Annotated in this window: 23 protein-coding genes; 15 read left to right on the plus strand and 8 right to left on the minus strand. The window is 43.9% G+C overall.

From position 1 onward, the window contains the following. Nucleotides 1-7: 7 nt before the first annotated feature. From QWY16_RS02525 to QWY16_RS02545, 5 genes are all read left to right on the plus strand, one after another. Nucleotides 8-868, plus strand: a complete 861-nt coding sequence (locus tag QWY16_RS02525) for a CvfB family protein (RefSeq protein WP_300991294.1) — start codon at nucleotides 8-10, stop codon at nucleotides 866-868. A gap of 53 nt (nucleotides 869-921) precedes the next feature. Beyond that, nucleotides 922-1,809 (plus strand): DUF1002 domain-containing protein, encoded by an 888-nt coding sequence (locus QWY16_RS02530; RefSeq protein WP_436837160.1) that lies wholly within the window; start codon nucleotides 922-924, stop codon nucleotides 1,807-1,809. Between the two features lie 208 nt (nucleotides 1,810-2,017). Further along, entirely contained in the window at nucleotides 2,018-2,986 is a 969-nt protein-coding gene (locus tag QWY16_RS02535; protein WP_300991295.1) for a ring-cleaving dioxygenase, read from the plus strand. Between the two features lie 18 nt (nucleotides 2,987-3,004). Next, nucleotides 3,005-3,286: a GNAT family N-acetyltransferase gene (locus tag QWY16_RS02540; protein WP_300991296.1), complete on the plus strand. Its 282-nt coding sequence runs from the start codon at nucleotides 3,005-3,007 to the stop codon at nucleotides 3,284-3,286. Between the two features lie 369 nt (nucleotides 3,287-3,655). Then, nucleotides 3,656-4,369 (plus strand): DUF4064 domain-containing protein, encoded by a 714-nt coding sequence (locus tag QWY16_RS02545; RefSeq protein WP_300991297.1) that lies wholly within the window; start codon nucleotides 3,656-3,658, stop codon nucleotides 4,367-4,369. Nucleotides 4,370-4,385: 16 nt separating this feature from the next. On the opposite strand, the gene QWY16_RS02550 is transcribed toward QWY16_RS02545, so the two are convergent. Continuing rightward, nucleotides 4,386-4,877, minus strand: coding sequence for a GNAT family N-acetyltransferase (locus tag QWY16_RS02550; protein ID WP_300993249.1), 492 nt, complete (start codon nucleotides 4,875-4,877; stop codon nucleotides 4,386-4,388). Between the two features lie 96 nt (nucleotides 4,878-4,973). Between QWY16_RS02550 and QWY16_RS02555 the strand changes: the two genes are divergently transcribed. Both QWY16_RS02555 and QWY16_RS02560 read left to right on the plus strand, forming a co-directional pair. After that, nucleotides 4,974-5,426 (plus strand): GNAT family N-acetyltransferase, encoded by a 453-nt coding sequence (locus QWY16_RS02555; protein ID WP_300991298.1) that lies wholly within the window; start codon nucleotides 4,974-4,976, stop codon nucleotides 5,424-5,426. An 84-nt stretch (nucleotides 5,427-5,510) separates the two neighbouring features. Then, nucleotides 5,511-5,876, plus strand: coding sequence for a YbyB family protein (locus QWY16_RS02560; protein WP_300991299.1), 366 nt, complete (start codon nucleotides 5,511-5,513; stop codon nucleotides 5,874-5,876). Nucleotides 5,877-5,914: 38 nt separating this feature from the next. On the opposite strand, the gene QWY16_RS02565 is transcribed toward QWY16_RS02560, so the two are convergent. Further along, nucleotides 5,915-7,051 carry an MFS transporter gene (locus QWY16_RS02565; protein WP_300991300.1) on the minus strand — a complete coding sequence of 379 codons (1,137 nt, stop codon included), beginning with the start codon at nucleotides 7,049-7,051 and terminating at the stop codon, nucleotides 5,915-5,917. Nucleotides 7,052-7,152: 101 nt separating this feature from the next. Between QWY16_RS02565 and QWY16_RS02570 the strand changes: the two genes are divergently transcribed. The 4 genes from QWY16_RS02570 to QWY16_RS02585 all read left to right on the plus strand — a co-directional run bounded on the left by QWY16_RS02570 (nucleotide 7,153) and on the right by QWY16_RS02585 (nucleotide 10,809). Beyond that, on the plus strand, nucleotides 7,153-8,058 hold the full coding sequence (locus QWY16_RS02570; protein WP_300991301.1) for a diacylglycerol/lipid kinase family protein: 906 nt from the start codon (nucleotides 7,153-7,155) through the stop codon (nucleotides 8,056-8,058). Between the two features lie 288 nt (nucleotides 8,059-8,346). After that, nucleotides 8,347-9,132, plus strand: a complete 786-nt coding sequence (locus QWY16_RS02575) for a helix-turn-helix domain-containing protein (RefSeq protein ID WP_300991302.1) — start codon at nucleotides 8,347-8,349, stop codon at nucleotides 9,130-9,132. Between the two features lie 601 nt (nucleotides 9,133-9,733). After that, nucleotides 9,734-10,513: a membrane protein insertase YidC gene (yidC, locus tag QWY16_RS02580; RefSeq protein ID WP_300991303.1), complete on the plus strand. Its 780-nt coding sequence runs from the start codon at nucleotides 9,734-9,736 to the stop codon at nucleotides 10,511-10,513. A 50-nt stretch (nucleotides 10,514-10,563) separates the two neighbouring features. Then, on the plus strand, nucleotides 10,564-10,809 hold the full coding sequence (locus tag QWY16_RS02585; protein ID WP_300991304.1) for a hypothetical protein: 246 nt from the start codon (nucleotides 10,564-10,566) through the stop codon (nucleotides 10,807-10,809). Nucleotides 10,810-11,054: 245 nt separating this feature from the next. Here the strand turns inward: QWY16_RS02585 and QWY16_RS02590 are convergent, their stop codons facing one another. Next, a complete protein-coding gene (locus QWY16_RS02590) occupies nucleotides 11,055-12,206 on the minus strand; it encodes a 3-phenylpropionate MFS transporter (protein WP_300991305.1) in 1,152 nt (383 codons plus the stop codon). Between the two features lie 124 nt (nucleotides 12,207-12,330). Here QWY16_RS02590 and QWY16_RS02595 point away from each other — a divergent pair, with 124 nt between their 5' ends. Next, nucleotides 12,331-13,233 carry a M15 family metallopeptidase gene (locus QWY16_RS02595; RefSeq protein WP_300991306.1) on the plus strand — a complete coding sequence of 301 codons (903 nt, stop codon included), beginning with the start codon at nucleotides 12,331-12,333 and terminating at the stop codon, nucleotides 13,231-13,233. A gap of 605 nt (nucleotides 13,234-13,838) precedes the next feature. Here the strand turns inward: QWY16_RS02595 and cls are convergent. The 5 genes from cls to QWY16_RS02620 all read right to left on the minus strand — a co-directional run bounded on the left by cls (nucleotide 13,839) and on the right by QWY16_RS02620 (nucleotide 19,427). Beyond that, entirely contained in the window at nucleotides 13,839-15,293 is a 1,455-nt protein-coding gene (cls, locus tag QWY16_RS02600) for a cardiolipin synthase (RefSeq protein ID WP_300991307.1), read from the minus strand. A 153-nt stretch (nucleotides 15,294-15,446) separates the two neighbouring features. Further along, nucleotides 15,447-16,277: a phytoene/squalene synthase family protein gene (locus tag QWY16_RS02605; RefSeq protein ID WP_300991308.1), complete on the minus strand. Its 831-nt coding sequence runs from the start codon at nucleotides 16,275-16,277 to the stop codon at nucleotides 15,447-15,449. 191 nt (nucleotides 16,278-16,468) lie between these two features. Beyond that, complete coding sequence (locus QWY16_RS02610) at nucleotides 16,469-17,188, minus strand: HAD-IIB family hydrolase (protein WP_300991309.1); 720 nt, start codon at nucleotides 17,186-17,188, stop codon at nucleotides 16,469-16,471. Beyond that, nucleotides 17,133-18,395, minus strand: a complete 1,263-nt coding sequence (locus QWY16_RS02615; RefSeq protein WP_300991310.1) for a glycosyltransferase — start codon at nucleotides 18,393-18,395, stop codon at nucleotides 17,133-17,135. The genes QWY16_RS02610 and QWY16_RS02615 overlap by 56 nt, the downstream gene beginning before the upstream one ends. A 177-nt stretch (nucleotides 18,396-18,572) precedes the next feature. Continuing rightward, nucleotides 18,573-19,427 (minus strand): MBL fold metallo-hydrolase, encoded by an 855-nt coding sequence (locus QWY16_RS02620; RefSeq protein WP_300991311.1) that lies wholly within the window; start codon nucleotides 19,425-19,427, stop codon nucleotides 18,573-18,575. Between the two features lie 162 nt (nucleotides 19,428-19,589). Here QWY16_RS02620 and QWY16_RS02625 point away from each other — a divergent pair, with 162 nt between their 5' ends. The 3 genes from QWY16_RS02625 to QWY16_RS02635 all read left to right on the plus strand — a co-directional run bounded on the left by QWY16_RS02625 (nucleotide 19,590) and on the right by QWY16_RS02635 (nucleotide 23,480). Next, nucleotides 19,590-20,708 carry an NAD(P)/FAD-dependent oxidoreductase gene (locus QWY16_RS02625; RefSeq protein WP_300991312.1) on the plus strand — a complete coding sequence of 373 codons (1,119 nt, stop codon included), beginning with the start codon at nucleotides 19,590-19,592 and terminating at the stop codon, nucleotides 20,706-20,708. 15 nt (nucleotides 20,709-20,723) lie between these two features. Beyond that, on the plus strand, nucleotides 20,724-22,259 hold the full coding sequence (locus QWY16_RS02630) for an aminotransferase class V-fold PLP-dependent enzyme (protein WP_300991313.1): 1,536 nt from the start codon (nucleotides 20,724-20,726) through the stop codon (nucleotides 22,257-22,259). Between the two features lie 363 nt (nucleotides 22,260-22,622). Beyond that, nucleotides 22,623-23,480: an SDR family oxidoreductase gene (locus QWY16_RS02635; RefSeq protein WP_300991314.1), complete on the plus strand. Its 858-nt coding sequence runs from the start codon at nucleotides 22,623-22,625 to the stop codon at nucleotides 23,478-23,480. Nucleotides 23,481-23,484 lie beyond the last annotated feature (4 nt).

Raw genomic sequence — 23,484 nt, forward strand, 5'->3', positions numbered from 1 at the left:
CTTCACAATGGCATTGCATCCAGGAGAAAAAACAACATTAAGCATAATTGACCGGTCAAGCTCACAGTGGATTTTGACAAACAGTTCAGGCGACGAGGTTTTGATGAATGCGTCTGAATTAGAAGAAGGACAGGAAGTCGGGGAAGAAATCGAAGTATTTCTATACCGCAACCGCCAAGGCGGAATATCAGCCACACCAATGATTCCTCATATTCTTCCTAGCATTTATGGCTGGGCGAAAGTACTGAAAGCATCAAACCGTGAAGGGCTGGTAGTGGATATCGGAACTACGAGAGAAGTGTACGTCCTTCCGGCTGACCTTCCGCAAATTGAAGAACTGTGGCCACAGCAAGGCGATCATATTTTCATGACACTCCGGACGGACCGCTACGGCGATTTGTATGGACGCTTGGCTACGGAAGAAAAGGTGCAGGAACTGAGTGTTCCGGCACCTGAAGAAGTGTTTAACAAAGATTTGAAAGCGCGGGCATACCGTTTGCTTCCGGTCGGCACGTTCATGCTGTCGGTTCCGGACATGTACCGGATTTTTGTGCATGAGACAGAACGGACAGAAGAGCCGCGCCTTGGAGAAGAAAAAAGCGTCCGAATAATCGGTGTAAAAGAAGACCGGACATTGAACGGGTCATTATTGCCGCGGAAACAAGAGCGGTTATCGGATGACGCTGAGTTGATTCTGAGCTATCTGAATGAATCAGGCGGGCAAATGCCCTTTACAGACAAATCATCGCCAGAAGAAATCCAGGAAATATTCGGCTTGAGCAAAGCGGCATTCAAGCGTGCCCTAGGCCGATTGTATAAAGACCGCAAAATTGTCCAAGAAGAAGGCTGGACAAAATTAACTCGTTGATGCAACCTTTTCAAATTAAAAGCGTATTAATTTGATGAAGGGAGCAAATAACTATGAAAAAAATAATAACGGGTATTACATTAACTTTCGCTTTAGCATTTATGCTGCCGCAAGCCGGTTCAGCAAATGTAGGAATAAATGAAAAATTCGGGGTGCCGATTGTCGTCTATGGCGGCAACTTGTCCGATGCTGAAAAAGAAAGTGTCGCTAAAGATTTGGATGTAGCGGGAGAAACTGAAGTGGAAGAAATCGAAGTGACAGGCCAAGACTTGATCACTTACATAAAAGACGGCGATTCCAGAGCCCGTATGTATTCTTCGGCAAAAATTACCCGCAAAGACGCAGGTGAAGGGCTGGTCATTGAAATTGTGACTCCTGACAATATCACACAAGTAACCAACGAAATGTATGCCAATGCTATGCTGACGGCAGGAATTGAAGACGCAACAGTAGAAGTGGCTGCACCGAAACCGGTAACTGGCCATTCGGCGCTTGTTGGCATTTATAAAGCGTATGAAGTGAACGGTGAACAGCTGGACCCTGAACGCACAGACGTCGCCAACGATGAATTGACCGTGGCAACGGAAATTGCAGACAGTGGGGTCGACGATGCGAAAGTCAGCGAACTTTTGACTGAAATTAAAAAGCAAATTGCTGAGCAGGATCCGGCTACAAAAGAAGAAGTGCAAACGATTGTCGAAGAGCAATTGACCAAACTCCAAATCGAGTTAAGTCCTGAAGACCGCCAACTATTGGTGGATTTAATGGACCGCATTCGCCAATTGGATATTGATTTCTCCAAATGGTCAACTCAACTGGAAGACTTGAGCAAAACAATTGAAGATAAAATTGGCACGGTCGTTAATGATGAAGGCTTTTGGCAAAGTGTTAAAGACTTTTTCAATAAACTAATCGATGGAGTCCGTGGCTTAGTAAGTTAATAACCAAAACAGGTGAACCAGTGGAAATGCGGTTCACCTGTTTTTATATGGGTAAACATACTAGTGGAAAGTGCATTCGGAGCACCTCAATAGAAGATGCCTTTTTGCCTGAGATAAGCCGGTTTCAGTTTCTTGCAAGAACAAAAAGAACATGCTATTATGACTTTAATATCTCGAATTCAAGATAATTTAAAAGGAGGCTATAAAATTGAAATTAGAAGGCATTCACCACGTGTCCGCTATTACTGCCAATGCGGATAAAAACCATGATTTTTTTACACGCATCTTAGGTATGCGGCTTGTAAAGAAAAGCGTCAACCAGGATTCCACTTCGTCGTACCATTTATTTTATGCAGATGCAGTCGGCACTCCTGGAACTGACATGACATATTTTGATATTCCGATGGCAGGAAGAACTTATCCAGGGGTTTCAAGCATCAGCAACACGGCTTTCCGGGTGAAAAGCGAGGAAGCTTTACAGTACTGGATCGAACGCTTTAAAGAATTCGGAGTTCCTCACGGAGAGGTTGAAGAACTGTTTGGCCGCCTTACTCTGACTTTCCAAGACTTTGAAGGATCCCGCTTGATGCTGGTAGTGGACGATGGCTCAGGAATTGAATACGGCATTCCTTGGACCAAAGCAGACGTGCCGGAACAATTCGCTATTGTGGGACTGGGGCACGTGCGGTTGACGGTTCGCAGAAACGACAAAACTTCAAAGGTGCTGACAGACGTTTTAGGATTTGAACAAATCGGCTCCTACCCGTCAAAAGTTGAAGGCATGAAGGATATTTTAGTGTTTTCAACAGGAAAAGGCGGTCCTGCTGGCGAAGTACATTTAGAGGAGCGCACAGACTTGCCTCCAGAACGCCCGGGCAGAGGCAGCGTCCACCATGTTGCCTTTCGCGTTAAGACGTATGAAGAGTACAGTAAATGGAACGACTATTTGCGTTCAAACGGCTTTATGACGTCCGGTGAAGTGGACCGCTATTACTTTAAAGCGATTTATTTCCGCGAACCAAATGGCATTTTATTTGAACTGTCAACAGACGAACCGGGATTTGCCACAGATGAGCCGCTGGAAAGTTTGGGCGAAAACTTGGCTTTGCCGCCTTTTCTAGAGCCAAAACGCGCACAAATCGAAGCGTCATTGCGACCGCTGGCAATCAATAAATAAACGTAAGGAGGAAGTAAAGTGGATTTTGAACTAACGGAACTGGGACATGATGAATTTGCTTATCGCTTGGAAGAGAACGGTGCACTGAAAGCAGAAATTACATGGACACAAATGGCTGATGTAATGGTCATTGAACACACCTTTGTGGACGAATCCATGCGGAACCAGGGCCTTGCGAAAAAACTATTGGATAAAGCGGCAGATTATGCGCGTGACAACCAGTATAAAATGGAGCCTGTTTGTTCATATGCGGCAGTCGCTTTTGAACGCTACAAAGAATATGACGATGTCAAAGTTTAAAAACAGCTTCTAGCAGCGGAATAAACAACGCAAAAAGCAATCCTCTAATTCTTAATAGGGGATTGCTTTTTATGCTGAATTTATGTAATTATTCATCTTGGTCCCCCGCATTACAGAGATGTCATAAAGAAAACGATGGCTGTTAAGAGGGATGCTCCGCCAATGCCATACATGAAATCCGCTTGATTAAATATTAACTTGTTTTCCATTTTATAGAACTCCTTTCAAAACTTTGATATTATTAAATTACCCGAATAGCCTAAATATAAACAGGTTTTATTAATTTTATTAGGGGAATGGAATAGGTGATAACAAAAATCTTCCTTAGCCGCGCTCGGCAAAGGAGAATTTTGGAAAGAGGTGAATTGGATGAACGGACAAAGAGATGTAAGTAGAGGCGGGGAAAAAGCGCTCGGCATCATTGGCATTGTTTTTAACATCTTGGCTATTGCACTTATCGTTTTTTCAATTTTGAGCTTTGGCAATGTCCAGAACAATCCGGAGTTCCGTCAGTATTTGGAAGATCAAATGCTGAATGACCCGGCATTATCTACAAATCCTGCAGAAGCTCAAGTGTTGATTGATGGATTGTTGGCAAGCTTTGGAGTAGTGGGATGGATCATCGTAGGGCTTTTGGCAATCAGTACCGTTCTTGCCTTATTAGCGATTGCGAAACTTGGAAGAAACCGAAATCCTAAATTAGCGGGGATTTTCTTTATTATCGCCGGTTTGTTTGCTGGGTTGCTGTCTCTCACATCGATTCTTTTCTATATTGCAGCAATTATGTGCTTTGTGCGCAAACCGCGCGATAATGGCAGAGGAGTTCAGGATGAGGAAACGCTGCGCCGTGAAAATGAGCGGCTTCGTGACGATAACCAAAACCTTCATCGGGATGAACAAAGGCTTCGTGAAAAAGAGGATCAGCTTCGTGAAAAAGAAGAACAACTTCAACGGGAACGGCAAGTACGCCAGACAGAACAGCGCCTGTCTGAAGAAGATATGGTACAGCGCGAAGATTTAAAGCGCCGTGCGGACGAGCGTCTTCGAAAGGATAGCGACGATACACCGCGCCGTCCTTTATAAAGAAAAACACCCACTTTTATAAAGTGGGTGTTTTCAAATCGTAGACATATTTAGCCGTCTGCAGCAGATGGCCTTCAAAAAACTCTTCAAATTCCTCGACAAGTTTGAATCCCGTGGCTTCGTAAAACTTTCGGCCTTTTGTGTTTTCGCTTTCTACATAAACTGACAACTGGGAACCATCAAGCAAGTAAGAAAGGCCACTGTTCAATAGTTGTCTGCCGTATCCATTCCGCTGATATTCAGGTTTCAGGTAAAGGGCGATTAACTCTGAGTCGCCATCTTGGTCGACTTTAGTAAAGTTGGCAAAGCCGATGGGCTCATTTTCATGCATGGCCAAAAGTACAATCGTCTTTTTTAAACGCATCTCCATCATGGGGGTTGAGTATGATTTATCTAAAAAACTTTTTTGGACGGGAGGGGGGATAATGCCTTCATAAGTATCGTTCCAGCTAATATAAGCTATTTCCTGGACTGATGCTATATCTTCAATCGTGCCTGCACGAATCAATGTAATCACCTCTAAAATTCTTTCCGCTATCATAACAAAAAATTACCTGAATAGCTACTGATGTGGAATAATGGAAAGAAAGGGAGGAGATAAGTTTTGAACTGGGATACCTATCATTTTGATGAATTGACAGCTGGAAAACTATACGAATTCTTAAAGTTGCGTGTCGATGTGTTTATTGTGGAACAGAACTGCCCTTATCCGGAGTTGGATGATTTGGATCAAGAATCCGTTCATATGGCATATATGGAAAATGGACAAACTCTGGCTTATGCACGGCTCGTTCCGGCTGGAGTGAAATACGATTTGCCTTCAATCGGACGGGTAATTGTCCATCCTTCAGCAAGGGGTCGCGGATTAGCAAAAGAGCTTATCACAAAAGCGGTAGATTATATTCTAGCCGAATGGCAAGTGAACGAAATTCAATTGCAAGGCCAAGTATATTTGCAAAGTTTTTACGAGTCTTTTGGGTTTATGCCAATTTCAGAAGCATATGATGAAGATGGAATCCCGCATGTAGACATGAAATTCACGAAAAATAAAATGTAATCCTCATGTCATGTTTTTTATGCATACTTTAATAGAATAAGGGTATATAGAACAAAGACTAGAAATCATAAAGGAGTGGAGCGGATGGCGAGAGGCAGAGGGTTATTGCTTGCAGGACTGGCAGCTGGAGCATACAGATACTTCAAAAAGCCGGAAAATCGCGAAAAAGCAACTGTGGCTTTTAATAATGCGAAAACGAAAGTGAATTCTTTTATGGAGTCTCAAAATTTGGACAAGCTTAATAAATCAGAGGCAGTACTGAATACCACAGATTCCCGTGAAGATGAAAAGGTGACAGAAGTATCAAAGCCAAGCGTCCAATATTACAATGAAGACGCTCAAGAAGATGACGTAAATGCCAAGTTGTCTTCAAACGATACTAGCCGTGAAAAGTCGGAGAATACGGATTCAATAGCTTCAGAACAACGGATCAGTACAGATAATCTATAAAACGGGATGAAAAAAGGATGGTTTTCGGACCATCCTTTTTAATGCCGATTATTTCTTCTGAATACAGTGGCTGCTGCTGCTACTGTAAGCAATAATCCGCCACTTACCATAAAACCTTCATTTGGGCTCAATTCCAGAGCCCCTGTAAAACTAGATCCACCCACTACTCCCAATGAGAAAAACGCATAAAAATAACCGTAAGCTTTTCCACGAGAATGAGGATGAGTTGAGTCGATCAGCAGTGAATTGATCGAAGGAAATAAAAAAGCGAACCCGATTCCGTAGATGCACATGGTGGCATACATCCAGAAGGCATTGGAAACCGCACTCAGAAGAAACAGCGAACTTCCCATTAATAGAAAACCGATGATCAAGGTGCGAAGCGGATGAATTCGATCAAAAATCCGGTTGATGGGGAGAAGGAATACTAAGATGGCAGAAATGCCGAAAGTGCTTAATAGTAAGCCGCTCATTTCAGTTTTGAAATTTAGGCCCTCCACTTTTAATGGCAGCATATAAGCCAGGACCCCTTGTGAAAACATCAGGAAAAAGGCTCCTGAAAAGGCCAACAGCAATCCGCGGTTCCAAGCTATGTTAGAGTCGTGCTCGGACTTTGCCGGCTCTGCTTTTTGTGAAGTTCTTTGTTTCTTTAAAAGGAAGAAAGCCGCTAAGCCTAAAGACAAAAGCAGTATACCGGTGATAGCCATCATATCCGGAGTGCTCGTGCGGCTCGCATAAACAGCACCGAAGGCTGGGCCGATGATGGCGGCAAGCCCTACAAAAGCTCCAGAAATGGCAACGCTTTTGCCCCGTTTGTGCTGGACGGTGTTATTGGCTAAGTAAGTAAAAGCGGCTGGCACTGTCAGCCCTGCGGCCAAGCCATGAAAAAAGCGGATGGCGAGCAAGCTGTAAGGATCGTTTGCTAAGCCATAAGAAAACAGCACAATACCGGTGGATGTTAAACCGGTTACCAGAATAACGTAAGGACCTTTTTTGTCAGAAATTACACCCGACAGGATGTTTCCAATAATATTGGATAAAGAGTACATGCCTACGGCAATGCCAGTTAAAAAGGGCGTCGCACCTAAGGAAACTGCAAATGGGCTAATAATGGGCAATTGAGCAAAAAGGTCAAAGAAAGTGAAGAAGATGATGATCAAGATAAAAAAACGCACTGAAGTCCCTCACTCTCAAAAATATAATCGTTATGGATTAACCTTACCCCATGCAAGGGTAAAGATAGTTATATTCACATTATAGCACCGGAGGTAACTACATGAAAAAAGCCATGTTTATACTAAACCCATCTTCTGGCAAAGAGAAGGCGTCCGAGTATCGCGAAGATGTCATCTTTACATTAGAAACAATGGGGTATCAAGTAGATACACGAGAGACCGAAAAGCAAGGGGATGCCACATTGTTTTCAAGGGAAGCAGCGGAGCAGAAGTATGATTTTGTTGTGGCGATGGGAGGGGATGGCACTATAAATGAGGCGGTGTCAGGACTTGCGGAACAGCCCCATCAGCCATTGTTTTCCTTGATACCTCTTGGGACAGTGAACGACTTTGCCCGTGCCCTTGGGATATCACTGGATCCACCAGAAGCAATCGAAGCATTAAAGAGCGGTTCGGAGAAGTGGGTAGATATTGCCAAGGTAGGCAACCGATATTTTATGAATATATTGGCATTAGGGCAAATTGCAGAGTCGACTTATGAAGTATCTCCTGAGCAGAAAACAAGGCTCGGTGCGTTTGCTTATTTTGTTGAAGGGATCAAAGCCATTACGTCAGAGGCTGAAGAGTACTTTACAATTGAGCATGACCATGGATTTTGGGAAGGTGAAGCTAAACTGGTATTAGTGGCGCTCACTAACTCCGTTGGAGGGTTTGAAAAGCTTGCCCCGGAAGCATTGACAGATGATGGATTGCTGCATGTTTACATTGTTGAAAATGCGGCTTTGCCCGCATTTGTCCGTATTGCCGGTGCCATGATGATTGGCAAGCTTGAAAAAGATCCGGCTGTTGAAGTCATTCATACCACTAAAGTATCGATTGATACACGTGAACCGATGTCCTGCAATATTGACGGCGATGAGGGCTGCGCTACCCCATTCTTGATTGAAGTGCTTCCACGGCATATCCGGGCTCTAGTACCGCCGGACAAAGAAGAACTAAGCAAGTAAAAGCGAAGTGGCCAGCCATTCTCCGCAGAGTGGCTGGTTTTAAATTTTATTTTTAAAAAATGGTAAATACATAGTCATTTCGTGAAACTTATTTAGCATTTATCCGTTATATATAGTATACTTTTAGGGAATATATTTCCTTTAATAAGGTAATATAGGTAAAAAAATATTACTGTTTATTACATATTTTTTTAAAAAATATGGTAATAACTATGTTATTCTTTGCAGTTTCAGTATATAGTGGAAATAATGGCTGCAAAAACTTGTACAAAGAAAGACGGGGAAAAGATGAATATTATCGCAGTGCCAACTATTCAAGAAACTATTTCTAAGATTTTCATGAATGAAAACGAAACTTTAAGCCAATATGAAGGGGTAGAAAAGTTTTACGAAATTGAAACTCAACTGATTTATGAAATACATCACTTAGAAAAAGAACGCGCTAAGCAAACATTGAGAGTGTTGATCGATTTAATCGCGGTGCGTTCTGGAAAAGATACCATCCGCCAAGTCCGCAATTACTATATTGTGCTGTCTTCAGTAATGGCTCGCAAATTATATGAAATGCGAGTTCCGCCAAAGAAAGCGTTCGCTTTTAATGTGGCCTGTGTAGAGCTAGTGGAAAACCATATGAATGACTCGGAGTTCCTTTACGTAGCAGATGAATTGATCGAGTTCTTTACTTCGATAATCTCTGAGCGCAAACAGCCTTCTTTTGGCCATCAGACTGTAAACAAAGTCGTGATGTTTATTAATGATGAAGTAGAGCGCGACTTGTCAGTGGAAGATATTGCAAAGCATTTCAGTATTTCCACAAGCCATTTGTCCCGGATTTTCAGAGAACACGCAGGTATAACCTTAGTGGAATATTTGAATGTGCGGCGTGTTGAAGAGTCGCAGTATTATCTGCGCCATTCGGATAAAGGAATTTCTGATATTTCCAAGCAGTTTCATTTCTGCAACCAAAGTTATTTCACGAGAATCTTTAAAAAATACACGACGGTCACGCCAAAGCAGTTCCGTGACAGTCAGCATATTCCGTACTTCCGCTATAATTTGCCAAATGCGAAATAAAGAAAATCTTTTCAGCTTGTAGATTTGGGACAGAGTTTGACTCCGGCTCTACAAGCTGAATTTTTTGTATAGGATAGTGCGATTTGGAGACTTAGTGTATTTCCTTGTAGGAACATTTATAATGAATACGGTTTAATTATTAAAGTGGAATAAATCCATAAAATTTAAAAGACCCCACTAGGGCGTTTCGGTCCATAGATAAACTTTGCTTCGACAATCGTTGTTCTTCATCCAAGATTTTATAAAGAATTATTCATGCTGAGTTGAAGTTTTGCCCTGTCCTAAAGTTTTTTCTAGTTTATGTCAACCAATGCAAGCATCGCTTGCAGGGACACTTTTTCGATTTTCAATAGCGTGCCCAATACCTGTCGTGCTTTTCTTTGGCATCTACAAGAAAGCTTGAAAATCTGTCCTTTGTCTACAAGCTGCAAGGGGAAAATCCCTTCTCTTTTTCTTGCCGCCAATCGCTGCTGCGCTAACTTCTCCAGTCTTAATATTGTCACAGAGCACAAGAAAGTGGCTGCTTTTTGGTCCATCGATTGAATTTTTCCCGGCATATAGGTATACTTCTTTATAGTTGAAAAAGGTGAAGGTGACTAAAGTGAAAAAGAAAATTGCATTGCTGTCGTTATTAGCGGTATCCGTACTAATTTTGAGCGGCTGTTCCGCAGTCGAGAACAAAGAAGGATTTTTCTATACAATTTTTGTTGCACCATTTGATTTTTCCCTCGATTATTTAGGGGCTTTGTTTAATGGGAGCTATGGGTTGGCGATTGTGGCCATTACGGTGATTATCCGCCTTGTGTTAATGCCGTTTATGCTGCGCACATACAAGCGCCAGCAAGGAATGAAAGTGAAAATGGACCGTTTGCGTCCTGAGATGGAAGATATCCAAAAACGTTTAAAAGAGACAAAAGACAAAGAAGAACAAATGAAAATTCAGCAGGAAATGATGGGCCTTTACAAAAAGCACGATGTCAATCCGCTGAATATGGGCTGTTTGCCGGTAATTATTCAAATGCCGATTGTCATGGGACTTTATTTTGCGATTTTGTATTCTCCTGATGTAAAATCTCATGAATTCCTTTGGTTTAATTTAGGGTCTCCTGATATTTTGATGACACTGATTGCGGGAGCAGTTTATTTCTTCCAGGCACGCGTGTCGTTATGGACAATGCCGGAACAACAGCAAAAACAAATGAAGATGTTCATTTACATCTCGCCGATCATGATCATGTTTGTGTCATTTACCTCGATGGCGGCATTGCCTGTTTATTGGGCAGTCGGCGGTATCCTGTTGATCATCCAGACATTCATCGGACGCAAATTCTACTCGAATCATCCAGAAGTTGCATTAGAATCTGTGGAAGAGAAAAAATAACAAAGACCAGCCGGCAAACTTGCCGGCTTTCTTTTTTGGAGTTGAAAAAATTGAACAAAAAAATAATACAAGGATTGGCAATAGCCGTACTTAGCATTACCTCGCTTGTCTTTCTGATTAGGGGGAATCTGGATGCAGCTGTTTTGTTTATGACTTTGCTGTTTGTTTTAACGAACAGTTTCCGTTATCGCCAAATGAAAGAGCAGGGAATGGAGCGAGAAGCAAAATGGATGCTCGGAATGGCTACTATTTTTGCGGTATTATTTGTAGTAGTGCTGGTTATGATTCTGATATAAATTACAATAAAAAACAGCATCCGCCTTTTGGCTGGTGCTGTTTTTTTATCGGAAACTGTTTACCCTAAAGAGGGTTATTTTTTATATTCGTATTTTTCTTTTTGTCGGCGTTCTAGCAATACATCCAGCTGGCGCATAAGATTGAGGATGTCTTTCTCTGAAATTCGCTTCAAAATACCCAACTCCTTGTTGCAGTTTACACGTATTTGTTCGTATATCTTGTAGGTCTTTTGGGGGTCATAATATTAATAATAAAATTTCTTTCGGGTCAATAAAACCGCAATGATAGCAGGCAATGAAAAACTGGCCATGCCTAAAAAAGAAAGACCGGGAGAAATTTCATACAGGAAGCCACCGGCTACAGTCAAGAAGGCAACACTTAAACTCATTGCAATCGCCGCATACATTCCTTGGGCCGCTGGAATTTGGGATGGCGCAAGTTTTTGGAATATATACTGGATAAATGCAAAATGGGCTGCTCCAAATGACAAAGCATGAAGCGCTTGTGAAAAAATGAATACCCAAACCGAAGGGAATAGAAAAATCAAAATCCAGCGTAAAGTGGAACCAGCACCTGCCAGCAACAGCATCGAAGAGACAGGCCAGCTCTTGAACAAAGTATCCGCTTTCGCGAAAAAAAGAATTTCAAATAAAATCGCGATATTCAGGATAAGGCCAATATAGAAACTGTTGACACCTACATCTTGTAAATAAAGAAAGCCGTAACTATAATAAGCTGCATGCGCTCCTTGGAGTAAAGTGGCAACGGCGAGCAGTGTCAGGAAAGACTTGGATTTCAGTAATTGTGCAGTTGCAGCCTCGCCGTCTGGATTTCTGGGTTTGGGTTTGATTCGCAAAGGAGGCGGGGAAGTGGCTGATAAAGACACAGCCATAAAAGCCAGCCCTGCGAGCATGACCCACAATATGGCGCTTTCCTGCCAAAGCGCAGTAGCGCCCCCTACAATCAATAAAGCAATCGTGTATCCGAGCGAGCCGTATGACCGGCTTTTTCCATAATGGATTCCCTCCATTTGCATCAGGACGGTTGCTCCACTTTCCATTCCCGGCAATATATTGGGATAAACCATATTAAAGGCGAATGTTATGGCGAAAAGCATAAAGTAGGAATTTGCGGGTATGTATAAAGCTAGAATGGCAACAGAGGCAATGGCAAGCAGCTGCATCAACCGCCTTAATGACATAATGCGTGTCAATAAAGGGAAGAACAGTAAAGTCGACAAGGCACGGGCGACCATGCCAGCTCCGAGAATAAGGCTTGCAGATGAAACGCTCAATTCTTTTTCATTGGTCAACCAAGCGGTCCAATACGGCAGAAAAACACCCCATGTGAAAAAGAAGGCGAAAAAATTAAGAGACAGCCATTTTTGATTGTTCATGAGTATTTACCTCGTATCCAGTTGAAAGTCTATTTAAAGTATAACGAATGTTCATGTGTTTTTGGAGAATTTCAATGCCAGTAATGATAGAATAAGAAAGAACTTGAGAGAAAGAGGGCATGCTATGCAATCCCGTTATTCACCGAATCAGAAAAACAAAAAACCTTATATAAAATGGACAATTATTGGAGTGCTGGCGTTATTGCTCATTGCTGCTGCTTCATGGTTGTACGCCCATGACTGGGATGCTGAACACGCAACCCGTGCAGTCAACCCATCTGAAAACCAGCAAACAAAAGTCCCGGAAACGCAGCCTGCGAAACCGGAAGAAAAGTCGGGCAAACCAGAAGACAAAGCAGAAGATCCAGCAAAGCCGGAAGTCTCTACTGCCCCTCCGGAAGAGGCGCCAGCAAAGACGGCTCCTGGAAAGCCTAAAACCGAAAAACCAGCTGCAGGTGAAAAAACAGATGCTACTCAATACCCTGACACTCTTGCGCTGCCAAAAGAACCGACGGTCATCAACAACATTCTATTGGCCAATAAACAGCATCCATTGCCGGAAACGTATGCGCCTGGAGAAGTAAAAGAAGCGCGGACCGCTTTTGAAGCGATGCGGGCAGATGCGCTTAAAGCGGGAATAGATTTGACGGCGTTCAGTACCTACCGGGATTTCGCCCGCCAAAAAGTATTGTATGCAGGATACGTGGCAAAAGATGGGCAAGAAGCTGCTGACCGGTACAGTGCCCGTCCGGGATTTTCCGAGCACCAGACAGGGCTCGCTTTTGATATCGGCGAATCTGGCCAAGAACAGCACTGGGCTTCTGCATCTTTTGGCGCAACCAAAGGCGGGAAATGGCTGATGAAGAACGCTCATAAATACGGATTTATTTTGCGTTATCCAAAAGGCGCCGAAAAAATCACAGGCTATATGCACGAATCGTGGCATTATCGCTTCGTTGGCCAAAAAGCAGCCACAGAGATTTATTCTAAAGGCATTACGTTAGAAGAATATTTAGGTGTAAATTAAAAAAGTCTCCCAAGGGAGACTTTTTTTTATGCTTTCGATAAACTCGTATGCTCTTCTATCATTTCGCTCCAGGGCGGACGCTTTCCGTGGGGAGGCGGCCTGAGCCTCCTCGCTCGCTGGCGAAGACCGTATGCTCCTGCATCGCTGCGCTAGCTTCGTCGCAAATGAACGAGGCAAACTGCTTTTGCCCCATTCATTCCCTGCGGGGTCTCAGGACTCGCTTCGCTGCTCCCGCAGAAGTCGCCGCCTTCCGCTGCATTCAGCCCTTTTTTATCACCTTTTGTGATTCTCTAAAATCATGATTGTTTGAGAAAGCTCTCTATTCTTTGTTCCTGCTCTCCTGATATGGAGCCAACCAGCGGAGGAAAACATACTGCTCCTGCGCAAGCTCGTCGCAAAGACTTAGCCTCGCAGGCGTCGGCTAATGTCTTGCCTGCGGGGCAGCGCAGCGACGAAGCGGCTTGGCGCTCGCCCGCGGCAAGCGCAGCTGGTTGGCGGAATATCGGTTAAGGGATGATAGCTAATACAAATTTCAACTTTCTCAACAAGCTGAAAAAAGTCTCCCGAGGGAGACTTTTTTATGTTCATTTCAACTTGGCCTATCCTTATAAAATAGGCGACAGTAATCTGGCAATTGATTCTTTCGTTTTAATCAGCCGGGTTCTTGCAAAATACAGCCCGAGCGTCAATTCTTCTGAAAGCTCCATATCCTGATGGAATAAATCGGCAAGTTCAGCGGAGACTTTGTGATCGTATATAAAAGCGTTCACTTCAAAATTCAATTTAAAACTGCGCACATCGATATTGGCTGTGCCGACTGTTGAGACTTTGTCGTCCACCACAATCATCTTCGTATGCAGAAAGCCGTTATCATAGATGAATACACGGGCTCCAGCTCTAAGCATTTGCCCCGCATAAGAATAAGTAGCCCAGTACACGAAAGGATGATCCGGTTTATTGGGAATCATGATGCGGACATCGATCCCTGACAAAGCAGCAATCCGGACAGCATCGTAAAAACTGGGATCCGGGATAAAATAAGGCGTTTGAATATAAATATATTTCTTGGCCATATTGATCATCTTCAAATAACCATCTTTTATTTGTTCCCACTCTTCATCTGGCCCACTTGATACAATTTGCATCGTCGTATCCCCTTTTTTAGGGATAGCCGGAAAATAGATTTCGTCGTATTCAATGTCATTCCGCGCGGAAGCCTGGTTCCAATCCAATATAAAACGTGTTTGCAGCGGATGCAGGGAACTGCCTTCCAAACGAAGGTGGGTATCGCGCCAATAGCCGAACTTCCGGCTTAAGCCAAGATATTCTTCCCCTACGTTAAAGCCGCCGATATAACCGACCCGGCCATCAATGACCACGATTTTCCGGTGGTTCCGGTAATTCAGCCGGGGATTGATCAATGGCCAGATCGAAGGGAAGAATGTTTCTACTTCTCCGCCCGCTTTGATAAATTCTTTGAAATGCCTTTTTCTCAGCCGCCGTGATCCCATATCATCGTATAGCAGCCGGACTTTGACTCCTTGTTTTGCCTTGGCCGTCAAAGCATTCATTATACGGATGCCCAGTTGATCCAAACGGAAAATATAATATTGCATATGTATATGATTCTTCGCCTGTTCAATGTCGTGGATCAAGGAATCAAATTTTTCGCGTCCATCATTAAAAATCTGAACGGCATTGTCCTGAGTCAAAACCGCTCCGTTGTTTCTTAAATGTAAATACACTAAATCTTTATAATCATTTACATGCGGATCAGCAAAATGAAATTCATCATCATGCAGCGCGTTCATTTGGTGGGCGATTAAATTCTCAATCCCGACACGCTGGCGGCCTTCCCATTTGAAAAGTGTTTTTTTTCGAAGTTGTCTTCCGAGCAAGAGATAAGCTAAGAATCCCAAAATGGGAATGAAAAACAAGACTAAAAGCCAGGCCCAGGTAGAACTGGCATCACGGCGTTCCAAGAAAATGAGCGTGATGGCCAAGAAAATATTGAGAATGAGAGTTGCGGTAGTTACTATACTTATAATAGAAATAGTCATCTTTTTCCCTCATTTTTTAAAAATATCTGTATAACCAGTATAGACTATTTGACCGAAATGAAGAAGGAAAGAGCAGCTTCAACTAAGTAAGTTTTCCCATTGTAAACTAAAAAGAAAAAAACACTCAACGAAAGGTTGAATGTTTTTAATCCGTTATTCTACGTTTTCTTCCTGTTTCAGCTGTTCCACAATGCTTTCAACTTCTTTGCGGGTAATTTTTTCTTTTCCAGATTTCAAAGCTTTTAAAGTGCTGTGGGCAAGAGCAAGAGGTACTTTGCAGAACATGATAATGCGTTTATTTTTGATGGACTTGACGTATTCATCTGCTTTCGCTAAGTTATCATTGGCGTAATTGAACATATCATTCCGGTCCCAGCCATTCGGCACAAAAGTGACGCCGCGTTCCAGGTCTTCATCGTAATTGCGGAGCATGTTAACCGCTTGAAGTCCGCGTCCAAATGCGATGGCCAGTTCGGGATCTGTTTCAGTGTTGTCATGCCATTTCCACAAATCGGAGAGCATTGTGCCAACCAGCCCGGCAACATAATAGGTATAGTCATCTAAATCTTCTTTTGTTTCAATAATCCATTTCTTTTCGACCCATTTAGCCATTCCGCCTGCCATAATGGCTGTGGATTCATTTATTTTGCCCACAATTTCTGGAGGGCATACACTGATCCAGTCAGCAAGACGCTTAGTGACGGGCGGCAAAATATGGGCATAAGGCTGAAGCAAGGCCTGATAGCGGTCCCCGTCAAATGTCGTATGTAACATTTGGCTGACAGCGAGCAATAGATGCTGCTTTGCTTCGTCTTCTAATTCCGGATGATCTTCAATTTCGTCGATTGCTCTCATACACAGGTAAGCAGAAGCGACCGTCTTTTTTAAAGCCGGTTCTAGAAAATTGATTGGGATGAAAAAAGTCCGGCTTGTTTCTTTTAACATGACCATGGACTCTTTTTGCAAATTCGCGACTTTACTCATCTCAATTCCTCCTGTTCATAGGCAAGACATAAGCTTCGTACACTTAATGTGGTAAAGGGATTAAAAACACGAAACTGTCTTTCTACTAAATATAAACGAAATAACTAAAAAAACAAATGTTTACTTGAATCCGCAAAATTGTTATGTATAAAAATAACCTTCTTCAGCCACTGTCGGATGGCTGGAGAAGGTTATTTGGAATGGAAATGGGCCCATGCTTCGTGAATGCCGCCGGCAAATCCTTTTTTAGCACGGAAAATCATTGGATGTGCCTCGCTTTCCAGGAGTTCAGGCTGGGCATTGCCCACGATCACGGAAGGAAATCCGAGCGTCAGCATTTCCAAATCGTTTCCGGAATCTCCGGCTACAAGCAGGTTCGGGTCTTTGATATCGTATTTTTTCAAAATATATTGAAGAGCTTGGCCTTTGCCGCTGCCTTTAGGGACGACGTCGACATCTTTGCCTCCGCTAAAGATAAGTTTATGAGGAATAGCAGAAACAGCCAATTTACGTTTGAATTCCTCCACGGGCTGAATTTCTGAGACATAATAAGAGCAGCGGTTTTCCAAAATCATTGGCTGTTTCGTCAAACCGGGGATGGATGAAGCGAGTGCATCGATTTCATCTGGCATCCAATTTTCTTTCATCCGCTTTTCCCATTCAAGGTCTTTCTCGAACTTTTCGCCAATATAGATACTGGTGCCAACATCCGTAACCAAAATATCAGGAATCGGCAGGTTCTCCGTTTCAATGAGTGATAAAGCGGAATCGCAGTAACGGCCGGTAATATAAATCAAAGACACATCGTAAACTTGTTCGTCATAGAACTTCAGTAATTGCTGCAAACCTTCTGGATCACCAACCAGCGTCCCGTCCAGGTCGGTTGCTAATATATGTTTTGCTTCCTTCATTCATAATCACCTCATACATTGAATTGACACGATTTGAAATAGAACTCCAGTCAAAATCGCGGTTGGCAATACGCACTGCCTGACGGCTAAGGCGTTCTACCAGTAACGTGTTCATTGATAGGACTTCCATTGCGATGGCAAGGTCTATTTCGTTTTTCGTCTCAACCAATAGCCCAGTAATTCCGTCCTGTACAACATTTTTTAATCCACCTACATCAGAAGCGATAACCGGACTTCCACAAGCCTGTGCTTCAGCGGCTACCATGCCGAACGATTCGTAATAACTTGGCACAATCGTTGCAGTAGAGATATTAAACAGCAAGGCAAGCTGTTCTTGAGACTGCGGCCCTAAAAACTCCACATGCTCTTCGATTCCTTTGACCGCCGCACGCAATTTCTCGTCATATGGCAGACGCGCCACAGAATCAATAGCATCTTCTTCCCCTCCGGCAATCAAGAGACGCGGAGTAAAGCCGGCATTTCCTTTTTGCACAAGCAATTGAAAAGCTTCTAATAAAGTGAAGATGCCTTTCGTTTCTTCAAGTCTGCCGGCGAAAACAAAGAGGGGGGTGTCATAACCGGATTTTTTTCTTAGGTGACTACGGATTCCGCGCACTTTAAATGCTTGGTCAACCCCAATGGGGATCACTTTTATAGGAGAAGGTGAATCGACATTTTCCTGGATCAACTGTTTTTCGTTATTGGTTGTAGCTAATATTTGGTCAGCGGCTTTTAAAATCGCTCTTTCTGCTTTTGCACGGCGTGCATCGCGGATGCCTGTCGCTTTCGCTTTTGCCCATCCTAAAGAATGTGAAGTATGGACAAATGGCAAACCGAATTCTTCTTTTAACCTTTTTCCGATTAAACCGGATAGCCAATAATGCGTATGGACCATGTCATATGAAGAAAGGGATAGGGTGCTTTTCAATTCTGTATAGAATGAAGGAAGCATCGTGAACATTTCATCTTTTGATACAAACCCTTTATGGCCCGCTTCGATGCGAATAACACGGCAAGCAGTTCCAAACTTTTCAATTCTTGGGGCCGAAGCATCGCACCAATGTGTGACAACATCTATTTGCCAACCTTTCTTTTCAAGGGCAAGAGCTAATTGTTTAACGTAATTATTTTGGCCACCGGCTTGTTTCCCGCCTAGTTTGGCCAGCGGATCTCCGTGGTCAGAGACGAATAGCGCTTTTTTCATCATCGTGCTCATCTCCATTCCAGTATATTACAGTGTCTAAAAAAAACGAGACTGGACTATTTGTATACCCGAAGCCGGAATTATTAAAACATTTAATTTGTAATTATTTTTTAAGGGAGTTAGGAATAGGGGCTAGACCATAAAAAATCCCCTGATAGCAACGCTTTCAGGGGAGAGCGTTTATTGAGCTTTCGGCTGGTCTACAAACTTTCCGTATTTAGGGACAGCGACTTCTTGGAAATTATTCGCCAAGTTCACTAAACCTTTAGCCAAAGCAGCACCTCGCATTGGTTTTCCGTGTCCGGTTGCAGCGATGGATGGCCGCAATTCAACAAGTTTAACAACAGACTCCCATGCTGCGCGCCAGTCTGGCGTCAGATAAACCGGGGGACCATGGACTTCTTTCTTTTGTGTCAGCACTTTATAAAGTGAATCCTGTTTGACGGTGACAAATGCGTCGCCAGCAAGCAGCACTCGCCCATATTCGCGGAAAAGAGATACATGGCCTTCTGTATGCCCGGGAGTGTGGATCCATTTCCAGCCCGGCATATGTGGAACCGTGCCATCTGTCGGCAGTTGGTGGAGATGTGCTGAAATATCGATTGCTTGATGCGGGAACTCCCATGACATCTTGGCCACTGTTCCACCATCTACTTTATAATCGGGTTCCGGATAATCCGTAATTCCTTTTAAATAAGTGAATTCGAGAGGATGTGCATAGACGGGAACTTTATGCGTTTCTAAAATGTCGATTAGGCCGCCGACATGATCAAAATGCCCGTGCGTTAAAATAATGGCTTTCAGTTTATGATCAGGGCCAAAACGATTTTCCGCTTCTTTTAAAATCCGGTGCGCTGAGCCTGGCATTCCGGCGTCGACCAGAACCCAATCGCTGCTGATAGCGGGGTTGCCGATAAAAAAGACATTGGCTATTTGGATCGTGTAGCAGTAGACGCCTGGAACGACTTCAATACCTGATCCATCTTTAATGGAAGTCACCGGTAATACTTTTTCAGTTGAAGAACTTCTCTCCATACAGATTCCTCCTTCGGGTTTCCTCGTATCGTTTCTATATTGCTTTACCCTAAAACTGAATTTCAAATCACGGTCCAGCTGCTTTCAGAGAGGCTATATTTGAGTAAAGGCTTTATCTCCAGTAAAATGAAGATACAAAAATATAGGAACTGGGTGTTATGCATGAATTCAATAATTATTATCGGCTCTGGTATTTTAGGTGCTTCTGTTGCTTATCACGCAGCAAAATCCGGAGCGGATGTTACATTGATTGACCGGGAGGATGTCGGACAAGCGACCGGTGTGGCAGCCGGCATTGTCTGTCCTTGGATTTCGCAGCGCAGAAATAAAGCATGGTATGGCCTGGCTAAAAGCGGAGCGGCTTACTACCCGGATTTAATTTCTGAATTGGAGCAGCTCGGGGAAAAAGATACAGGCTATAAACAAGTCGGGATTGTCAGCATCCACGAGGAAAGCAAGCTCGATAAAATGGAAGAAAAAGCGTATGAACGCCGGGAAGACGCCCCGGAAATGGGCGAAATCTGCCGGCTTTCTCCTGTGCAGACCAAAGAATTATTTCCTTATGCCTCCGATGAATATGGATCGCTTTTTGTCAGCGGCGCAGCACGTGTAGAAGGACATGCAGTCAGAGATGCTTTGATCCGGGCAGCGTTGAAGTTGGGAGCGAAAAAAGTCAGCGGCAATGCCCGGTTCATCGTAGAAGAAGAGAAAGTTGTCGGTGTCCAGACGGAAACAAAAGAATTTTTTGCTGACAGCATCGTTTCAGCTGGAGGCGCTTGGGCTGCTGAATTATTTGAACCCTTGGGCTTAGCACTCGACATCGTTCCTCAAAAAGCTCAGATTCTCCACATGCATGTAGAAAGTGATTCGATCATCGATTGGCCGGTCGCCATGGTGCCATTCGGTTTGTATGTCGTTCCTTTTTCAGGAGGGCGAATTATGGCAGGGGCAACGCATGAGAACGATGCTGGATTTGATACGAAGCTGACGGCAGGCGGAATCCATCATATTCTTGATAAGACTTTGGACGCCATTCCAGGGTTGGCAGCAGCCGAAGTTACTGGAGCGGGAACAGGATTCAGACCATCCACACAAAGTGCTTTGCCGGTAATCGGACAAGTTCCGGGACATCCGAATATATTTATGGCAAACGGCCTTGGTTCTTCAGGATTGACGGCGGGGCCGTATTTGGGAAAAGAATTAGCAAAGCTGGCGATGGGGCAACCTATTGACATTGATTTGAGTCTTTATAAGATAGACGAAGTCTTTCGGGGAAAGTAGGAAGGGGAGAAGCTCGTGTATTGGTGCAAAATCGCGCGGACACAATTCGAGTTTGATGAAATCGCTAAATTGAATTACGAAACGTTTGTGGAAGAAATCCCCCAGCATGAGACGGATCCTTCCGGTACACGAGTAGACCCATTCCATGAACAGAATACGTATTTGATCGTGTTGGCGGATACTGCCATTGTCGGAATGATTGCGCTTCGAGAAGAGCGGCCTTTTTCGCTGGACAAGAAAATCGGTCCAGTGGAAAACTTCCTTCCAGACGTTGAAAAGATGTGCGAAATCCGGTTAATGGCTGTCAGGAAAGCCCATCGCAACGGACGCGTATTTTTCCTGCTTGCCCGTGCGTTGTCCGATTATTGCTATGAGCGAGGCTACGGAGCTGCTGTTATTTCCGGAACCACGCGCCAATTAAAGCTCTATGGGCAGATTGGGTTCCGCGCTTTCGCGGAACCGGTCGGACAAGGAGAAGCTGTATTTATACCAATGGTGACTACGCGCAAACAGTATGGACAATCCGTTGCTTCACGGCTGCAGACCAAAAGGAAATTATTTCATCCAGGACCGGTGCATCTTACTAAAGAACTGGCTGCCCCTTTTACAGAAGAATCCGTCTCGCACAGATCATCGACATTCCAAGCCCTTTATGAAGATGTAAGGGACCGGCTTGTAGAACTGGGGGAGTCTTTTCCACATTTATTAGTTGGCAGCGGCACATTGGCGAATGAAGCCATGATCGCCCAGTTGAAAAAGGAACCAGCAAAAGGCCTGATTCTGGTGAACGGGGAATTCGGCAACAGGCTGAAAGGGCAGGCTGCAAGATGGCAGCTGGATTTTGAAGTCCTGGAAGCAGAATGGGGCCATTCTTTTTCAATGGAGAAACTCGGCGGTGAATTGGAACATGGAGAATATGGCTGGATGTTGATGGTGCACGGGGAAACTTCTACTGGCATGCTGAATGATTTGGAGGCGGTCGCCGATTTATGCGAAACCTACAAAGTGAAACTATGCGTTGATGCCGTCAGCAGTTTCGGAGCCGTCTCTTTTTCTTTGAAAAAGGTATGGCTGGCGACAGCGGTAAGTGGAAAAGCGATTGGTACAATGACTGGGATTGCCGTCGTTTTTTCCCATCATGAAATAGAATCAGATCCTGCACTTCCTGCATATCTGGATTTGGGATTGTATGAAAATAAGGTGCCGTTCACCTTATCCTATCCCTTGTTGAAAAGCTTCAAGCAAGCGCTTGAAGCTTATCCCGAAAGGTATTCGCTTTTAAGCGAACGCTTTGAAATTTTGAAAAGCTCCACACAGGATTGGCCATATTTAACGGCAGACTACCCGGTGCTGCTGACATTTAAAGCAGAAGATGAATTTGAGCATTTTCCGCTCGATGCCCATCTGTCAGGCTATGAACTGCATGCCAAAAGCACTTACTTAAAGGACCGGAATTTATTTCAAGTGTCCTGCATCCAGCCTGAATTTGAACAGGACTGGCAAATGTTCATGAAATTCCAAGAAGCTTATAGCAGGTATCATCTTACATGAAAGCCTGCTAATCAAAGGGCTTTTCTATTCAGATACATCCAGGATAAATTTTTTATATGGCAAATCCGGAATCAGTTCAACATTTTCTTTGGGAATTTTAGCATGCTTAAGTGATAAATCGCACGGATAGTGAAGATATTCTGGAAAGAAGCTCATCCGAAACTGAATCTTAGTGTTCGAGATAGATCCATGATGTGAAATCATAAAAATTAAATAAGTTTGTTTCAATAATGAACCAACAATCAGCGAGGAACGAAAAGGTCTGCTGATTGTTGGTTTTTCTTTATTTCTGTTCCAGGTTTAGGTTGCCAGACAAAGGGAAAAATCCCAGAGACATGAAAGAATCAGAGAGGATGAAGCAGAATGGAAAAAAATAAACCGGAAAGCCTGCCGCCGCAGGAACAGGGACGCCAGCCGGGTTTTGAATCAAAAATGACGCCGCAACCGGAATTCACCGGCAATCTCGCTGGGAAAGCGCAGCGCCTCCCGGACAAAACGGCTTTGATTACCGGAGGGGACAGTGGCATTGGCCGTGCGGTAGCTGTGGCATTTGCAAAAGAAGGGGCAGACGTGGCTATTGCTTATCTTGATGAACATGAAGATGCAGAAGAAACAAAACGGTACGTTGAAAAAGAAGGAAGACGCTGCATCTTAATCGCAGGAGATATTGGCGATGAAGCGTTTTGCCAAGGAGCGGTGCAGCAAGTGATCGATGAATTCGGCAAGCTGGACATCCTGGTCAATAATGCGGCCGAGCAGCATTTGCAGGATTCGTTGAAAGACATTACGGCCGAACAATTGGAACAGACTTTCCGCACAAATGTGTTCGGCATGTTCCACCTGACAAAAGCAGCGCTGGATCATTTAAAGTCAGGAAGCTCGATTATCAATACCACGTCCATCACGGCTTTCCAAGGTATGCCGACGTTAATTGACTATTCTTCCACAAAAGGGGCAATTCTGTCATTCACACGCGCTCTATCAGGTTCCCTTGCGGAACAAAATATCCGCGTCAATGCCGTAGCGCCGGGTCCGATCTGGACGCCGCTTATTCCGGCTTCGTTCCCCGCGGAACAAGTGGAAAGTTTCGGCAAGAATACGCCGCTCGGCCGCGCCGGTCAGCCGGATGAACTGGCACCGGGCTATGTTTACTTAGCATCCGATGATTCGTCTTACATCACCGGACAAGTTCTGAACATCAATGGCGGTACGCCTGTTTAATGAA

Source organism: Planococcus shenhongbingii (genome assembly GCF_030413635.1).
Taxonomy (GTDB): domain Bacteria; phylum Bacillota; class Bacilli; order Bacillales_A; family Planococcaceae; genus Planococcus; species Planococcus shenhongbingii.

Coding starts and splice junctions, on each gene's coding strand:
- QWY16_RS02575 (WP_300991302.1), top strand. CDS start 8,347: ATGAATATTATCGCAGTGCCAACTATTCAAGAAACTATTTCTAAGATT.
- QWY16_RS02525 (WP_300991294.1), top strand. CDS start 8: ATGGCATTGCATCCAGGAGAAAAAACAACATTAAGCATAATTGACCGG.
- QWY16_RS02635 (WP_300991314.1), top strand. CDS start 22,623: ATGGAAAAAAATAAACCGGAAAGCCTGCCGCCGCAGGAACAGGGACGC.
- QWY16_RS02625 (WP_300991312.1), top strand. CDS start 19,590: ATGAATTCAATAATTATTATCGGCTCTGGTATTTTAGGTGCTTCTGTT.
- QWY16_RS02545 (WP_300991297.1), top strand. CDS start 3,656: ATGAACGGACAAAGAGATGTAAGTAGAGGCGGGGAAAAAGCGCTCGGC.
- QWY16_RS02560 (WP_300991299.1), top strand. CDS start 5,511: ATGGCGAGAGGCAGAGGGTTATTGCTTGCAGGACTGGCAGCTGGAGCA.
- cls (WP_300991307.1), bottom strand. CDS start 15,293: ATGACTATTTCTATTATAAGTATAGTAACTACCGCAACTCTCATTCTC.
- QWY16_RS02620 (WP_300991311.1), bottom strand. CDS start 19,427: ATGGAGAGAAGTTCTTCAACTGAAAAAGTATTACCGGTGACTTCCATT.
- QWY16_RS02590 (WP_300991305.1), bottom strand. CDS start 12,206: ATGAACAATCAAAAATGGCTGTCTCTTAATTTTTTCGCCTTCTTTTTC.
- QWY16_RS02610 (WP_300991309.1), bottom strand. CDS start 17,188: ATGAAGGAAGCAAAACATATATTAGCAACCGACCTGGACGGGACGCTG.
- QWY16_RS02615 (WP_300991310.1), bottom strand. CDS start 18,395: ATGATGAAAAAAGCGCTATTCGTCTCTGACCACGGAGATCCGCTGGCC.
- QWY16_RS02595 (WP_300991306.1), top strand. CDS start 12,331: ATGCAATCCCGTTATTCACCGAATCAGAAAAACAAAAAACCTTATATA.
- QWY16_RS02605 (WP_300991308.1), bottom strand. CDS start 16,277: ATGAGTAAAGTCGCGAATTTGCAAAAAGAGTCCATGGTCATGTTAAAA.
- QWY16_RS02530 (WP_436837160.1), top strand. CDS start 922: ATGAAAAAAATAATAACGGGTATTACATTAACTTTCGCTTTAGCATTT.
- QWY16_RS02570 (WP_300991301.1), top strand. CDS start 7,153: ATGAAAAAAGCCATGTTTATACTAAACCCATCTTCTGGCAAAGAGAAG.